Origin of the sequence: Chamaesiphon sp., from assembly GCF_041738855.1 — a bacterium.
GTDB lineage: Bacteria > Cyanobacteriota > Cyanobacteriia > Cyanobacteriales > Chamaesiphonaceae > Chamaesiphon.
Genome location: NZ_JBGSPA010000050.1, coordinates 1 through 13354 on the forward strand (window position 1 = coordinate 1; position 13354 = coordinate 13354).

Consider the following 13354-nt stretch of genomic DNA (forward strand, 5'->3'; position numbering starts at 1 on the left):
AATGACCGCTAATTATCAACAAGCAGAGCTTATTGATAATAATTTATGAAACACTTAGTTTTTGAGGATTGGTAGTGATTGGCTCAAACACAGTCAGGTAATTGATTTGATGATGAGGCTAGCCTCATCGAACTCAGGTCACTAGGTTTGCTCTCACTTGATACCCAGCCAAGAGTTGGACGTGACATGGCTCGATGCTGCCATCGTAAATATCGGCTTTGACGGTCACTCTTCCTTGACGCTGGGGATCGACATAGCTCTCGGCAAAACAGGGATCGTAGATCTGCTCGGACAGAATCGATTGCCACTCTGCTCCCACAGATTCTGCGACCACCCTGCCGTTGTCGCCTGCCTCCACCTGGAACACAACCACTCGATCGGTCTGAAGAAATTGCCGCACTTCTGTAACAGTGGTGTGCAAAATCTCGTTTAAGTCGAGCGATCGAGAGACTTTCTGAGCAATCTGGGCGATGACTCGCTCTCGATCGATCCGCTCTTGGAGTTGAGTTTGCAACTGCACGGTCTTAATCGTTCCATCCAGTGCCACCTTTAGACTCTCTGGCGTAATTTGTTCCTTAACCAGATAATCTTGTGCGCCCGCTTTAATCGCTTGGACGGCGATCGTTTCGCTGCCAACGCCCGTCATCATCACGATCGGGAGCGGCTGCTGAGTTTGCAGGGCAGCAAGAAATTCTAGCCCGTCCAGGTCGGGCAGTTGATAATCGAGCAACACTGCATCGGGCTGGTGCTGTCGCCAAAGATTCAATCCTTCTTTGCCAAAGCTCGCCTCGACGATCGTGTAGTCATAGTCGCGATCTCGCAGCAAATATCGTCGATACATCTCGCGGTCTTCTGGACAATCCTCCACAATCAAGACAGTGCGACAAGGTTGAGTGTTCATTAGCGTTGCTCCATCGCATCAATAGGCAAAACTGTAGTATTAAACCAGTAGTCGATTAAACTTTCAATACTGTGCTTCAATCGAGCAAAATTCATCGGTTTGACAATGTAGCTGTTAACCCCCTGTCGATAACAGGCTTCAATATCTTTAGGATTGTTGGAAGTTGTAAAGATAACGACCGGAACCAACTTTAGTGTGTCATCTTGTTTAATTTTTCGCAATACTTCGCGTCCGTCCGTTCCAGGTAAGTTGAGATCGAGCAAAATTAGCCCCGGACGCGGCGCGCTTTGAGGATCGGCGTAGCGATCGGTGCGATACAGAAATGCCAGCGCGTCATCGCCATTTACACAGCGATAAATCGGGATCGTCAACGGCGATCGACGAACATAGCGTTGAAATGCTTCAAAATCTTCATTGCTGTCTTCAATCACTAACAAGAGCGGGGGTTTCTCGATCGAGGTTACGGGTGCTTCGCTCATGATTGCCCTCTTGCTGCCAACGTGAAGTAAAAAGTGCTGCCTTCATCAAGGGTTGATTCCACCCAAATTTTTCCACCGTGTCGCTCGACGATCTTTTGCACAATTGTCAACCCTGCCCCCGTACCGCCGCCATACTGGTCTTGAGTATGCAGCCGCTTGAAAATTTGAAACACCCGCTCCAAATGCTGAGGTGGAATGCCAATGCCATTATCGCGGACATAAAAGGTGTAAAGTGACGGGTCTTGAGGATCGCCGCTGTCTGATTGAGTGAAGCCGATTTCTACCCATTTCTCAGCTTTGTCGTTGTACTTGATGGCATTGGTCAGCAGGTTGGTGAATAGCTCGCTGATTTGGGTGCGATCGCAGGAAATCGTCGGCAAGGAGCGCGGCAACCGAAACTCGATCGAGCTTTGCGGCTGGCTGATTCTCAAGGTGTCGATGGCTAGCCTTGCCACTTCATTGAGGTTGGTGGGTTGGCGAGAGAGTTCGGCACGTCCGAGTCGAGAATAGTGCAGCAGCGAATTAATCAGATCTTCCATCCGCTGCGTCAAACGCACGACGGTATTTAGCTTGGTAACTCCATCAGCATCCAACACTTGGGCATAATCTTCCATCAAGAAATTGGAGTAATTGTGAATCCCGCGCAGTGGCTCTTTGAGATCGTGAGATGCAATGTAGGCAAATGAATCGAGTTCGCTGTTGCTGCGCTCTAGCTCCAGGTTAATTTCGGCCAAATCGTCTGCCTGCTTGAGAATCACGCCCACAATTAGGCTCCGCAGCTCGGTGACAATTTCGATCTCACAAGCTCTCCAGAGCAAAGAGCAACCCTGCACGGTTTCTTGCCACCTTTCAAAGGATTTGCGCGGCGATAGCCGTGTTTCTCCATCGTCTGTGACTTCTACAGGTTTGTTAGGGTTGCCGCCCCAGTTCACCGTTTGAATCACCTCTGGACGAAACCAGAGAATGTAATTTTGATGGAACTGAGAGATCTCTAGCACCAACACGCCACTGGCAACTGCCTTAAAGGATGCTGCGGCTGGGTAAAGCTGAGCGAGCGAGCGCGTCTCAAATAGGTTGTGCTGAATCTGAGTTTTGACCCAATCTCGCAGGGCTGGCAATTCGGTTTCTGGTGGCGTTTGACCGACACAAATGATTCGATCTCCCGCACAAATTGCCGCCCCTGATGCGCTGACGAGATCGAGCAAATGTGAGTCGAGTTGGATCAACCCATCCAAAAACCGTTCTGACTGAGACAGCGATTCGACTAGCTTGCCTTGCAGCGATTTCAAGCTCATCTTGTAATCTAAGTCTTCATGATTTTCCTTGTTGGTCAGTTCGACTGACATCACCTGCCCCACAAACTCACAAATCGTTCGCACGTTATAAGGCACATGGCGAGGGGTCGAATGATGACAGGCAATCAGCCCCCACAGCTTTTGGTCTTGGATCAGCGAAATTGACATGGAAGCTCCGACTCCCATGTTACTGAGATATTCCAGATGTAAAGGTGATACACTCCGCAGCACCGATAAACTCAAATCTGTGGGGCGATCGTCTAAAAGATTGTGCGCCGGGACTAATGCCACAGACTCATAGGTAGAGTCAGGAATCAACCGCAGCCAGTTGAGGGTATAAAGCTCCTTTGCTTGCTTGGGAATGTCAGTCGAAGGGTAGTGTAAGCCCAGATAAGGAGTCAGCGCGTGTGCCCGAGCTTCGGCGATCACTCGTCCGGCTCCTTCTGCGTCAAACTGGTAGACCATGACGCGATCGAACCCGGTGACTTTTCGCACTTCTTTGACCACCGCCTCAGACATCTCTAGCAAGGTGGAAGCCTTTTGAATCTTCGTAATTGCGCCTTTAACCCGCTGGTAAAACTCAACAAAATCCGCCTTCTGGCTTTTCTGTTTGGGTTCTAGTTCCAAAATAATTAGTGCCTTCTGGCGATGCACAATCCCATCAAACTTCAGCAATTTGGCTGCACGTTTAATCGAGATATCTAACGGATTCACAGACTCAAAGTCTTCGCTCAAACACTGCCGGATGTTAGCAATTTGCTTGGCAGTGAGCAAGGCTAATAGCGGTTTACCTAATAGGTCTTTCGGAGGATGACCGATTGACTCAAGCGTGTTGCTACTGACCTGAACGATCGTCAAGTCCGGCTCTTGCAGCACCAAAAGTACACCATGCGGTTGAATTAGCCCTGGAATGTGAATTTGTTCGCGATCGCAATTGGTCGAATCAACAGCTTGATATGTCATGGATGATGATGTGTACGAGACAAAAGCTTAAAAGCTGTGAATAAAAAGGGGGCATTCAAATGGTTCGTTTCCCCTAAAACCCTATGTACTAAGATACTGTATTTCGCAAGACTTGCGAACACACGGAGGCGACGGGGTAGGGGAAACGCATTTAAATATTTGGCGTTGCTGGATTAGGGTATGATTTAGCGATCGAGTGTTAGAGGGTGTCTGAAAAGTTAGGCGAGACGACGGAGGGATAAGCGAATCATCGCAACATAGAGAAAAGCTTCAGAAGTGTCAGTCAAAATCTCATAATCTTTACTCAAGCGACGAGACCAGTTAAACCAACCACAAGTCCGTATGCCTACGGCAGGCTTCGCCAACGACAACCCATCGCTGTGGCAATGGGACAAAACCAACAGCCTTATCAGTACGTTTAACAGTCTCCCAAATCCAATGATAGGTATCCATCACCCATTGCAACAACGGAGCACCATCATCACCAGCATCAGCCAAAATCTTGAACAATCGTGGGTAATGCTGTTGGGATTTGGCTAAAACGAGTTTTGCCCCCTCTCGTTCGGCAATATTAGCAGTAGTCTCCACGGACATCCCGCACTCAGAATATAGAAGATAGAATTCACTATTTCTCTGGGATCTACTTTTCGAGGTCTGCCGCCTGGTTTGGCTACTGGAATAAATCCTTTGAGTAATTCCCATTGTTCATCTGTGATGTCACTCAAGTATGATTTCCTTACTGCTCTCATGATTTTCTGTCTCAGTTTTTTCTTTACAGACAGATTCTCATAATCTTGGGAGCTTTTCTACCCCCTTTTCAGACACCCTCTCAGGCAATTTTCATCTAAATAAATATTCCCGCCCAGTTACTTACTATTTAAAACTGAGAGATACGATCGATTCCCAATCCTGGTAAATCTCCTGGTATTAAACGCCCATCGATTAATTTAGCACCTGTAAATGGATCGTCTAGTAAATTTAGATGACTATCCAAATCTAAATAATCTGCCAACGGTGACAACTGCGCTGCGGCGGTATTTGCCAGCACCGTATCTGAATAACAACCAAACATCACCTGCAAATCGTGAGCGCGGGCGGTATGAATCATCCGCATCGCTTCTGTCAATCCGCCAGACTTCATCAGCTTGATATTAATTCCATCTACTTTATCTACTAATCCAGGGATATCTCGACTGGTAAAACAACTTTCATCGGCAAAAATTGGTAACGGGGATGCTTGCTTTAGTTCTACCAATTGCCCTTCATTGCCTCGTGATAGTGGTTGTTCCAGATATTCCACGCCCAAATCTGCCAACCACTGACTCATGTAAATCGCATCGGCGAGACTCCAACCGCCATTGGCATCGACAGTTAATTTAGCAGTGGGCATCTCATCCTTAATTGCCAACATCATCTCGCGATCGGCACCAATTCCCAAGGGATTCCCCAGTTTTATTTTTAAAAACCGCGCCTCGAATACTTCCAACCACCCGCGAATTCGCGCTCTGGCACCGTCGGGCGGATTAATCCCCACCGTCACCGAAATCGGGACAATTTTTTCGCGCTCCAATCCCCACAATTTCCACAGGGGTAATCCGACACTCTTCCCTAGCCAATCATATAGGGCAAGATCGATCGCGGCTCTGGCTGAGGAGGGTAATTGGCAGGCATTCATCAGACTCTCGATCGCTTGGCGTTGCAGGGGATGATAAGCTGCTAAGTGGGGAATAATTTGGTTTAGAGCAGTCGTAATCAGTTCGCATGATTGGACTTGACTACCGATCGTAAATGGTACCGCTTCGCCCCAGCCAGTAATATTGTCGGCTGTTATCCCTACGGCTAAATTCTGATTTTGACTACTGGTACCACGACTGATTGTCAGTGCAAACCGTTTGTTGACAGTGTAGGGATAAAGTTCGATGTTCATGTGGAGGCTGGAGTTGGGATCTATTAATTTAACCCAAGTTGCTACCGATAGCCTCAGCGGTTAAAACCGCTGCTAATGCTGCAAAGTCCGCCTACGCGGACTAATAAACTAGTCCGCGTAGGCGGACTTTGCATCATGAGCCACGATTTCAATCGTCGGCGTTCTCTATAAGTAACAACTTGGGTTAATTTAATAAATTTTAGAGTACCGATCGCCTTATAGTAATTGAACCGTTCGTCGATCGCCGCAAACTGCCCTATGGCTGTCAGTAAAATTCCCTTTGGATCTGTCAAACAACTTTTCAACAACCGCCGAGATCGGCTGTCTACGCAGTTATTAGCATTAGGATTGATAATTACCGTCAGTTTTGTCGCGATCGCATTATTCGCGCCATTATTACAGGCGATCGGTTTATTACAAGATCCGCAAGATTTACTCGGCTCTCCGATGCCACCCTACAACCCAATTAATCAAGCTCCCTCTTGGCAGCATTGGTTTGGGACTAGTCGGGAGGGTTATGATGTCTTTTCACGGACACTGTTTGGTACTCAGGCGGCTCTGCAAGTAGTGATACTGGCAACTTTGATGAGTTTGCTGATTGGGGTGCCGTTGGGGATGGTGAGCGGCTATTTAGGTGGCAATCTCGATCGCGTCCTGCTGTTTGTCATGGATACGATTTATACGTTGCCAGGATTATTGTTATCGGTGACGCTGGCATTTATTGTGGGTAAAGGCGTGTTTAATGCGGCGATCGCGTTAAGTATTTCCTACATTCCGCAGTATTTTCGAGTGGTGCGGAATCAGACAGCCAGTTTGAAGACGCAAATGTTTGTCGAAGCGGCTCAGGCTCTAGGGGCATCTACCCGCCATGTGTTGACAAAATATCTATTTGCCAATGTGGTGCAAAGCGTACCCGTACTATTTACGCTCAATGCTGCTGATGCGATCCTCGTTTTGGGTGGTTTGGGGTTCCTTGGTTTGGGTTTACCCGACGAAATCGCCGAATGGGGGCACGATCTCAAGCAAGCTTTACCCGCACTTTCGACGGGGATTTGGTGGACGACGTTATTTCCAGGTTTGGCGTTGACGTTGATGGTGACGGGTTTGTCGTTGTTGGGTGAAGGTTTGAGCGAGTTGATAAATCCCAGGGATAGACAAAGATAGGAGTTGTAAGTCATGACAGAAGTAATCGGGATCGATCTTGGTGGTACGGCGATTAAATTAGGACGATTTACTGAAGATGGGACTTGTCTTCAGTCATTGTCAGTACCGACACCCCAACCAGCCTATCCCGACGCGACGATCGAGATGATGCTATATGCGATCGCCAAATTAGCTCCCGGCATGGTAAATATTAACGCGATCGGGGTGGGGACGCCAGGGCCTGCGGATTTTGCGGGACGGGTGGCAAAAATTGCGATTAATTTGGAGGGATGGATTGATATTCCGGTAGCGACGCTGATTCAGTCCAAGACTGGCGTACCGACAGTAGTAGGAAATGATGGTAACTGTGCGGGATTGGGTGAAAATTGGCTGGGTGCGGGACGCAACTATCGTAATTCGGTACTCCTAACTTTAGGCACTGGGGTTGGTGGTGCGGTATTTATCAACGGGGCACTATTTACTGGACATGCTGGGAGTTCGGGGGAATTGGGATTGATTGCGATCGATCCAGATGGACATGATTGCAAGAGTGGTAATAATGGTTCATTGGAGCAGTTCCTCTCTGGACAAGCAATCCGGCGGATGACTGGGAAAGAGCCAAAAGATCTGGGGAGATTGGCAGCAGCAGGCGATCGAGATGCGTTAAAATTTTGGGAAGATTACGGTCGAAATTTGGGGGTGGGTTTGACAAGTATTCTCTATATCCTGACTCCAGAAGTCGCGATTATCGGTGGGGGAATTAGTGCCAGTGGCGAGTACTTTTTGCCCGCAGCCAAACGGGAAATCGAGCGGCGGGTGATGGCGACTTCTCGCCCAGGATTTCAGCTCATCGCAGCAGAATTGGGTAATCAAGCCGGAATTACGGGAGCTGCTAAGTTGGCTTGGGATCTATTGGCACGGAAAAAAGACAAGATTTAGTCGGCTTTCGCTACGTTCTGCTACCCAACCGATAAAATTATATCCGCTAGAAATGTTGGGTTTCGCTACGCTCTACCCAACCTACATAACTTCTACCCTACCCTCTACCCCGCATCATGTCTCCAGAATCTCAACTCAACCTATTCGGTCAACTTGAAGAAGCGATCCCACAGGTGGAATCATTGCAAGCAAATAGCTTCGAGCTGATTCCGACTAGTAGCAGCATTCCGATCCCACCAGGTACATATAGCAGCATCAGCCAACTATCTACCCATTGTCAGGCATGCCATCGGTGCGAATTGGGTAATACGAGGATCAATGCCGTCGTCGGTAGAGGGAGCGAACACGCACCGATCTTGATTGTGGGTGAGGGACCTGGGCAAAATGAAGACGAACAAGGGTTACCATTTGTCGGTCGATCGGGTCAACTGCTCGAAAAGATTTTGGCGGCTGTTAAACTATCGATCGAGCAGGATGTCTACATCTGCAATGTCGTCCGCTGTCGTCCGCCCGAAAATCGCGTTCCTACTCCCGCTGAAGTGGCTGCTTGCAAGCCCTATCTGCTCGAACAAATTCGATTGGTAAATCCAAAGATTATCCTCCTAACTGGCGCGACAGCAGTAAAAGCGATTACAGGCAAAAAAGACGGGATTACCAAAATTCGCGGCACTTGGATCGAATGGGAAGGTAGATGGTGTATGCCCATTTTTCACCCTGCATATTTATTACGTAATCCCGCTCCTGATGTGGGTAAACCCAAATGGTTGATGTGGCAAGATATTCAGGCGATTCGAGCCAAATTGGATGAAATTAGCTCGTAAATAACCCAAGTTACTACCTACAGAGAACGCCGACGATTGTGTCTTGAAAAGGTGCTCCACTTGCGGCGTTTTTATTCGGGGGTTCCCCCCGAATAAGAAAACGACAAGACAGGGGAAACCCCAAGACCGCACTTTTCGCAAATCGTGGCTAATGTTGCAAAGTCCGCCTTCGCGGACTGGTTTATTAGTCCGCGAAGGCGGACTTTGCATTCCGAGCAGCGATTTCAATCGCTGTCCTAATCGCATTGGCGGTTGCTATACGATGTTTCCTAACACCACACATCAATTGTTTAGCAAAATTTGGGCATACTCAAACTGATAACCTTCACCAAGTGCGATCGAGTATGGCTAGAGTAGCAACCGAGTATGCAGTCCATCTGCTACTATCAGGCGGTCATCGGGAGGAAATCCGCTTTCCCACAGTGCAGGAGTTTCAAAAATGGTATAGTGGTGAACTCATGCCCAAATCCAGCTCCAGCGACTTCATCACAGTACCCCTCAAAAATAGTCAAGGTGAGTACATGGTAATTCGTCCTAGCTGTGTAGAAGCAATTCGCGTCGAACCTGTGTTTGCATCAAGTATCGATCGAGAATACTAGCTCGGGTTGGAGGCTTTAGGCTGGAGAAATTTGATAGCTTCCTGCAAAAAATTGACAACAATCGAATGGGTGCTGTGTGGGAAACATGATTTCCGTAACTCTCGTCACCATCGCAATGTCCAAGCGTTATTTAAGAATTACTTCATGATGAAAACACTGGTTTTACTCTCTTTGAATCTAGGTATTGCGCTAGGATTCAACCAGCAATTACCCTTGCGGCTAAATGCTCAACCTGACGCCAATCTCCAAGCCAATCAGAGTACTCCCAATTATGAGGAAACCTCCCTAGGTTTTGACGAGCAACTGTGGGGCAAATCTGGCGATAAAGCAGCCATGCTCAAATCGATCGATCGGAGTCTGAGTTATCTAAATACACCGACAGCGATCGCCGTGTATCAAAAGTATCCCATTCCGAGCATCAATCGCGATCGAGTGCGGCGTTCCCTAGTGAGATTTCGGCAACTAGTCAGTACTAGTCGTAACGCTGCTCAACTCCAAGCTGCTGTCAAGCAGGAATTTGTCTTCTACCAATCGATCGGTAAAGACAATAAAGGTACCGTCCAGTTTACAGGCTATTATGAGCCAATATATCAAGCCAGTCGCACCCAGACACCCGAATTTAAGTACCCACTTTATAAGCTACCTGCCAACTTCAGTAGTTGGCAAGATCCCCATCCCGAACGCGTCCAGCTAGAGGGCGCAGATGGGCTACAAGGCAGTATGAGTGCGCTAGCAGGTAACGAGATCTTTTGGATGCGCGATCGATTTGAAGCGATCCTCGTGCAGATTCAAGGTTCAGCCGAATTCAATCTGATCGATGGCAGCAAAACTACTGTCGGCTTTGCTGGTGGTACAAATTTTGCCTACAACAGCATCGGCAAAGAACTTGCTAAAGATGGTAAAGTTACCGCCAGTCAGCTCACCCTCCCAGGGATTATTCGTTACTTCCGAGAAAATCCGCAGGAATTAGATGTCTACATCCCGCGCTACAAGCGATTTGTGTTCATGAAGGAAACCTTCAACGGTGAAGCGATGGGTAGCATCAATGTGCCAGTAACACCCGAGCGATCGATCGCCACCGACAAATCAATGATGCCACCAGGCGCACTGGCTCTGGTTTATACCCAACTGCCCTATGTCATCAACGGTCGATCGATCCAGCAAAAACTAGTCAGTCGTTATGTTTTGGATCAAGATACGGGGAGTGCGATTACTGGCCCAGGGCGTGTAGACTATTTCATGGGTACTGGTAAGGTCGCTGGCGATCGCGCTGGTGTGACTGGTGGGCCAGGACAGCTTTATTATCTATTGTTGAAGAGCTAGTTGCTTGATGGTGGATGGTGGATGGTGGATGGTGGATAGAAAATAGAGTGATTGACAAATAACTCAACGATCCCCCAGTCTCCCCGTTTCCCCGTCCCGCAGTCCCCCCATCCCCCCATCTCACACATCAATTCAGCAACACCAAGTAAACGACGGATCGCGGTCGGCAATAATAATGCAGGTTATTTTTGGTAAAATATCAATTCGGACTACCCCACGCCACAGCCGATCCTCAACCATGCCCGATCTCAGTACTACTTCACAACCGATCCCTTCGGATGTCGCCGAGTTGCAGGATAAATTTGTAACTAGCACCACCAAAAATCAGTTGCAGATGCTCCCTCAAATCGTTGCTGTGGGGCAAGCAGGCATTGAAATTTTAATTAATTGGCTCCGTCAACAGCAGGATATGAAGCCGACGATCGTTACTGGAGCCGTGTATCAAGCTCTATATCACAGCGAGGTTCCTGCTGCCAAAGAGTATCTCGATCGAGAATTGCCGCTCGGCATCGTACCCTTACAATCGAGTGCGGAGATTGATTACACAAGTTTACAGAAATTATTGGCCCAACAAGAATTTCAAGCCGCTGACAAACTCACCACCGAAAAGCTCTGCGAACTAGCAGGTGCTAGTGCGATGGGACGCAAGTGGATTTATTTTACCGAAGTCGAACAACTACCCTCGATCGATCTGCACACGATTGATGCTTTGTGGCTGCTGCATTCCGAAGGTAAATTTGGGTTCTCCGTGCAGCGGGAAATGTGGCTGGGGATGAGCAAAAATTGGGACAAGCTCTGGCCCAAAATCGGCTGGAAAGAGGGGAATAATTGGACGCGCTATCCTGGCTCATTTACCTGGAACCTGACTGCGCCCAGAGGTCACTTGCCCCTATCCAATCAGTTGCGGGGCGTACGAGTAATATCTGCTCTACTATCACATCCAGCTTGGGATAAGCTAGGTGACTAACAAGCTCTCCATCGCTTGTCATCCTCCCGTCTTACCCAAGAAATTCACTGTTCACCATCCACTATCCCCCTAATCCAGAGATCTAATTTAACATTGGGACAGGAGTAGACAGCCCATCACATCTCCCATCGCCTTCATGCTCAAATCATCACATCGTCTAGCAGTATTGTTACATGGCGGAATTACTGGAGTTCAGGGGAAGACGGGATTGACGCTGTTGAGATATAGTCCCGCGCAGGTGGTGTGTGCGATCGATCGGGAGGTAGCAGGGCAGTCTTTGGCAGATTTGACAGGGATCGATCGTGATGTCCCGATCGTCGCTGAGATTGCCACAGCTTTACAATATCAGCCAGATGTACTGGCAATCGGGATCGCCCCATCGGGAGGCATCATCCCCGACAGTTGGCTGGATGAGTTACAAACGGCGGTAGCGGCTGGTTTGTCGATCGTCAACGGCTTGCATACACCTCTAGCAAATCATCCGCAACTTATAAATTTATTAAAACCAGGGCAATGGATTTGGGATGTCCGCCAGGAACCGAAAGGATTGAAGATCGGTACTGGTGCAGCCAAGTCCTTACTTTGTCAGCGAGTACTGATGGTAGGTACTGATATGGCGATCGGTAAAATGTCCGCAGCACTGGAATTGCAACGCACCTGCGAGCTGCGGGGGATAAAGTCTAGGTTTATCGCCACTGGACAAGCGGGGATGATGATTAGTGGTGAGGGTGTCGCGCTCGATGCCGTGCGGGTAGACTATGCAGCAGGTGCGATCGAACAAGTAGTGCTGCGTCATGGCAATGATTATGAGCTGCTAATAATCGAGGGACAGGGTTCGCTCCTGCATCCAGGTTCGACAGCGACTCTCCCATTGATTCGTGGCTCCCAACCCACACATCTGATTCTGCTCCACAAGATCGGTCAGGAAACCATCCGCAATTGTCCCGATGTCAAAATTCCCCCCTTATTAGAAGTCGTGCGGTTGTATGAGGCAGTAGCTAGCTGTGCGGGCGCATTTGGGGATGTAAAAGTGGTCGCGATCGCTCTTAATGGTGGCAAGCTCCCTGATGATGTGGTCAGAGCCGAGATCGATCTAGTCACCGCCGCGACGGGTTTGCCCTGTACGGATGCCGTCCGGTTTGGTGCTGACGTGTTGTTGGATGCGATCTTCTAGTCATACTGATGCGTGTGCGATCGAGTAACTAATCAACCCGCAATCTCAGCACCAGTAAAATTATTTTCACTATCCATCGTCACCAAAATACAATGTCCCCAAAATAAATCGCCATCGTTATGGTAGAAAGACACGGCAGCATCTGAGTCGATCGAGATAGAATCAAGTACCATCCGCTCTTTAAACTGTTCGGGTGTCAATGGTTCTTCGTCTTCATCCTCAATCCAAGTCTCATTTTTTATTGCTAGCAGCCCCTCAGCCGCATAATCCCGCGCAGACTGGGCATGTTTTTCCAACTCCTTCACAAAATCAGTAGCTCTTTTAAGTGCAGATGCTACTGCTCCGTCTTCATCGGTTAGAAGCTGGATCGAGAGTTTTGATTGTTGGACTATTAGCTGCCCCTCGTACCAGTCATAGTTTTCTTCGTAACGCAATGTTCCCAGTTCTGGGCATTCGATGTCTGGATAGTTCATAATTTCCACTCGATTAGCTCTTTAGAGAAGTATACCCAGCCTAGATAACTCTTCAATATAGTTCGGGTAGACTTGGATCTTCGCTAGTGTTAGTCCGCGCAGGCGGACTTTGCATCACCAGCGGCGGTTTTAACCGCTGACTCAGCGAACCATGTTAGGTTAAATCTCACACATAACCAAAACTAATCACCCTCATTAGTTCTCTAAACCTGAGAATACTTTACAAACGTTAACAATCAAGTTAGATTAAGTACATATCCATCCAACACATCCCGTTCTGCACAGAACACCAGCAATCATACAATGACCACAACCTTACAACGCACCCAGAGCGCAAACATCTGGGAACG

The 13354-nt window shown here is 48.3% G+C and carries 12 protein-coding genes and 1 pseudogene; 7 read left to right on the forward strand and 6 right to left on the reverse strand.

Annotated features, from left to right (window positions below; all coding sequences use genetic code 11):
- Positions 1 to 133 precede the first annotated feature (133 nt).
- From ACEW9I_RS05435 to ACEW9I_RS05455, 5 genes and pseudogenes are all read right to left on the reverse strand, one after another.
- Entirely contained in the window at positions 134 to 901 is a 768-nt protein-coding gene (locus tag ACEW9I_RS05435) for a response regulator (protein ID WP_373539344.1), read from the reverse strand.
- A complete protein-coding gene (locus tag ACEW9I_RS05440) occupies positions 901 to 1380 on the reverse strand; it encodes a response regulator (RefSeq protein WP_373539345.1) in 480 nt (159 codons plus the stop codon). Before ACEW9I_RS05440 ends, ACEW9I_RS05435 begins: the two co-directional genes overlap by 1 nt.
- Positions 1377 to 3638, reverse strand: a complete 2262-nt coding sequence (locus ACEW9I_RS05445; protein ID WP_373539346.1) for an ATP-binding protein — start codon at positions 3636 to 3638, stop codon at positions 1377 to 1379. The genes ACEW9I_RS05440 and ACEW9I_RS05445 overlap by 4 nt, the downstream gene beginning before the upstream one ends.
- Before the next feature lie 218 nt (positions 3639 to 3856).
- Positions 3857 to 4387 (reverse strand): annotated as a pseudogene (locus tag ACEW9I_RS05450) (transposase).
- A 128-nt stretch (positions 4388 to 4515) separates the two neighbouring features.
- Positions 4516 to 5565 carry a dipeptide epimerase gene (locus tag ACEW9I_RS05455; RefSeq protein WP_373539347.1) on the reverse strand — a complete coding sequence of 350 codons (1050 nt, stop codon included), beginning with the start codon at positions 5563 to 5565 and terminating at the stop codon, positions 4516 to 4518.
- Between the two features lie 258 nt (positions 5566 to 5823).
- Between ACEW9I_RS05455 and ACEW9I_RS05460 the strand changes: the two genes are divergently transcribed.
- The 7 genes from ACEW9I_RS05460 to ACEW9I_RS05490 all read left to right on the forward strand — a co-directional run bounded on the left by ACEW9I_RS05460 (position 5824) and on the right by ACEW9I_RS05490 (position 12531).
- On the forward strand, positions 5824 to 6729 hold the full coding sequence (locus tag ACEW9I_RS05460) for an ABC transporter permease (RefSeq protein ID WP_373539348.1): 906 nt from the start codon (positions 5824 to 5826) through the stop codon (positions 6727 to 6729).
- A 12-nt stretch (positions 6730 to 6741) separates the two neighbouring features.
- Positions 6742 to 7647 carry an ROK family protein gene (locus ACEW9I_RS05465; protein ID WP_373539349.1) on the forward strand — a complete coding sequence of 302 codons (906 nt, stop codon included), beginning with the start codon at positions 6742 to 6744 and terminating at the stop codon, positions 7645 to 7647.
- A 116-nt stretch (positions 7648 to 7763) separates the two neighbouring features.
- Positions 7764 to 8468, forward strand: a complete 705-nt coding sequence (locus ACEW9I_RS05470) for a uracil-DNA glycosylase family protein (protein ID WP_373539350.1) — start codon at positions 7764 to 7766, stop codon at positions 8466 to 8468.
- 344 nt (positions 8469 to 8812) lie between these two features.
- Positions 8813 to 9067, forward strand: coding sequence for a hypothetical protein (locus ACEW9I_RS05475; protein ID WP_373539351.1), 255 nt, complete (start codon positions 8813 to 8815; stop codon positions 9065 to 9067).
- 144 nt (positions 9068 to 9211) lie between these two features.
- Positions 9212 to 10390: a murein transglycosylase A gene (locus ACEW9I_RS05480; RefSeq protein WP_373539355.1), complete on the forward strand. Its 1179-nt coding sequence runs from the start codon at positions 9212 to 9214 to the stop codon at positions 10388 to 10390.
- 238 nt (positions 10391 to 10628) lie between these two features.
- Positions 10629 to 11357, forward strand: a complete 729-nt coding sequence (locus ACEW9I_RS05485) for a GUN4 N-terminal ARM-like repeat domain-containing protein (RefSeq protein ID WP_373539352.1) — start codon at positions 10629 to 10631, stop codon at positions 11355 to 11357.
- A 136-nt stretch (positions 11358 to 11493) separates the two neighbouring features.
- Positions 11494 to 12531, forward strand: coding sequence for a DUF1611 domain-containing protein (locus ACEW9I_RS05490; RefSeq protein ID WP_373539353.1), 1038 nt, complete (start codon positions 11494 to 11496; stop codon positions 12529 to 12531).
- A 32-nt stretch (positions 12532 to 12563) separates the two neighbouring features.
- Here ACEW9I_RS05490 and ACEW9I_RS05495 read toward each other — a convergent pair whose 3' ends face one another.
- Positions 12564 to 13004: a DUF2262 domain-containing protein gene (locus ACEW9I_RS05495; RefSeq protein ID WP_373539354.1), complete on the reverse strand. Its 441-nt coding sequence runs from the start codon at positions 13002 to 13004 to the stop codon at positions 12564 to 12566.
- Positions 13005 to 13354: the final 350 nt, after the last annotated feature.

What these genes read in the sequence shown, in the direction of transcription:
- ACEW9I_RS05440 (WP_373539345.1), bottom strand. Translation starts at nt 1,380, where the DNA reads ATGAGCGAAGCACCCGTAACCTCGATCGAGAAACCCCCGCTCTTGTTA.
- ACEW9I_RS05495 (WP_373539354.1), bottom strand. Translation starts at nt 13,004, where the DNA reads ATGAACTATCCAGACATCGAATGCCCAGAACTGGGAACATTGCGTTAC.
- ACEW9I_RS05485 (WP_373539352.1), top strand. Translation starts at nt 10,629, where the DNA reads ATGCCCGATCTCAGTACTACTTCACAACCGATCCCTTCGGATGTCGCC.
- ACEW9I_RS05480 (WP_373539355.1), top strand. Translation starts at nt 9,212, where the DNA reads ATGATGAAAACACTGGTTTTACTCTCTTTGAATCTAGGTATTGCGCTA.
- ACEW9I_RS05435 (WP_373539344.1), bottom strand. Translation starts at nt 901, where the DNA reads ATGAACACTCAACCTTGTCGCACTGTCTTGATTGTGGAGGATTGTCCA.
- ACEW9I_RS05445 (WP_373539346.1), bottom strand. Translation starts at nt 3,638, where the DNA reads ATGACATATCAAGCTGTTGATTCGACCAATTGCGATCGCGAACAAATT.
- ACEW9I_RS05470 (WP_373539350.1), top strand. Translation starts at nt 7,764, where the DNA reads ATGTCTCCAGAATCTCAACTCAACCTATTCGGTCAACTTGAAGAAGCG.
- ACEW9I_RS05465 (WP_373539349.1), top strand. Translation starts at nt 6,742, where the DNA reads ATGACAGAAGTAATCGGGATCGATCTTGGTGGTACGGCGATTAAATTA.
- ACEW9I_RS05490 (WP_373539353.1), top strand. Translation starts at nt 11,494, where the DNA reads ATGCTCAAATCATCACATCGTCTAGCAGTATTGTTACATGGCGGAATT.
- ACEW9I_RS05460 (WP_373539348.1), top strand. Translation starts at nt 5,824, where the DNA reads ATGGCTGTCAGTAAAATTCCCTTTGGATCTGTCAAACAACTTTTCAAC.
- ACEW9I_RS05455 (WP_373539347.1), bottom strand. Translation starts at nt 5,565, where the DNA reads ATGAACATCGAACTTTATCCCTACACTGTCAACAAACGGTTTGCACTG.
- ACEW9I_RS05475 (WP_373539351.1), top strand. Translation starts at nt 8,813, where the DNA reads ATGGCTAGAGTAGCAACCGAGTATGCAGTCCATCTGCTACTATCAGGC.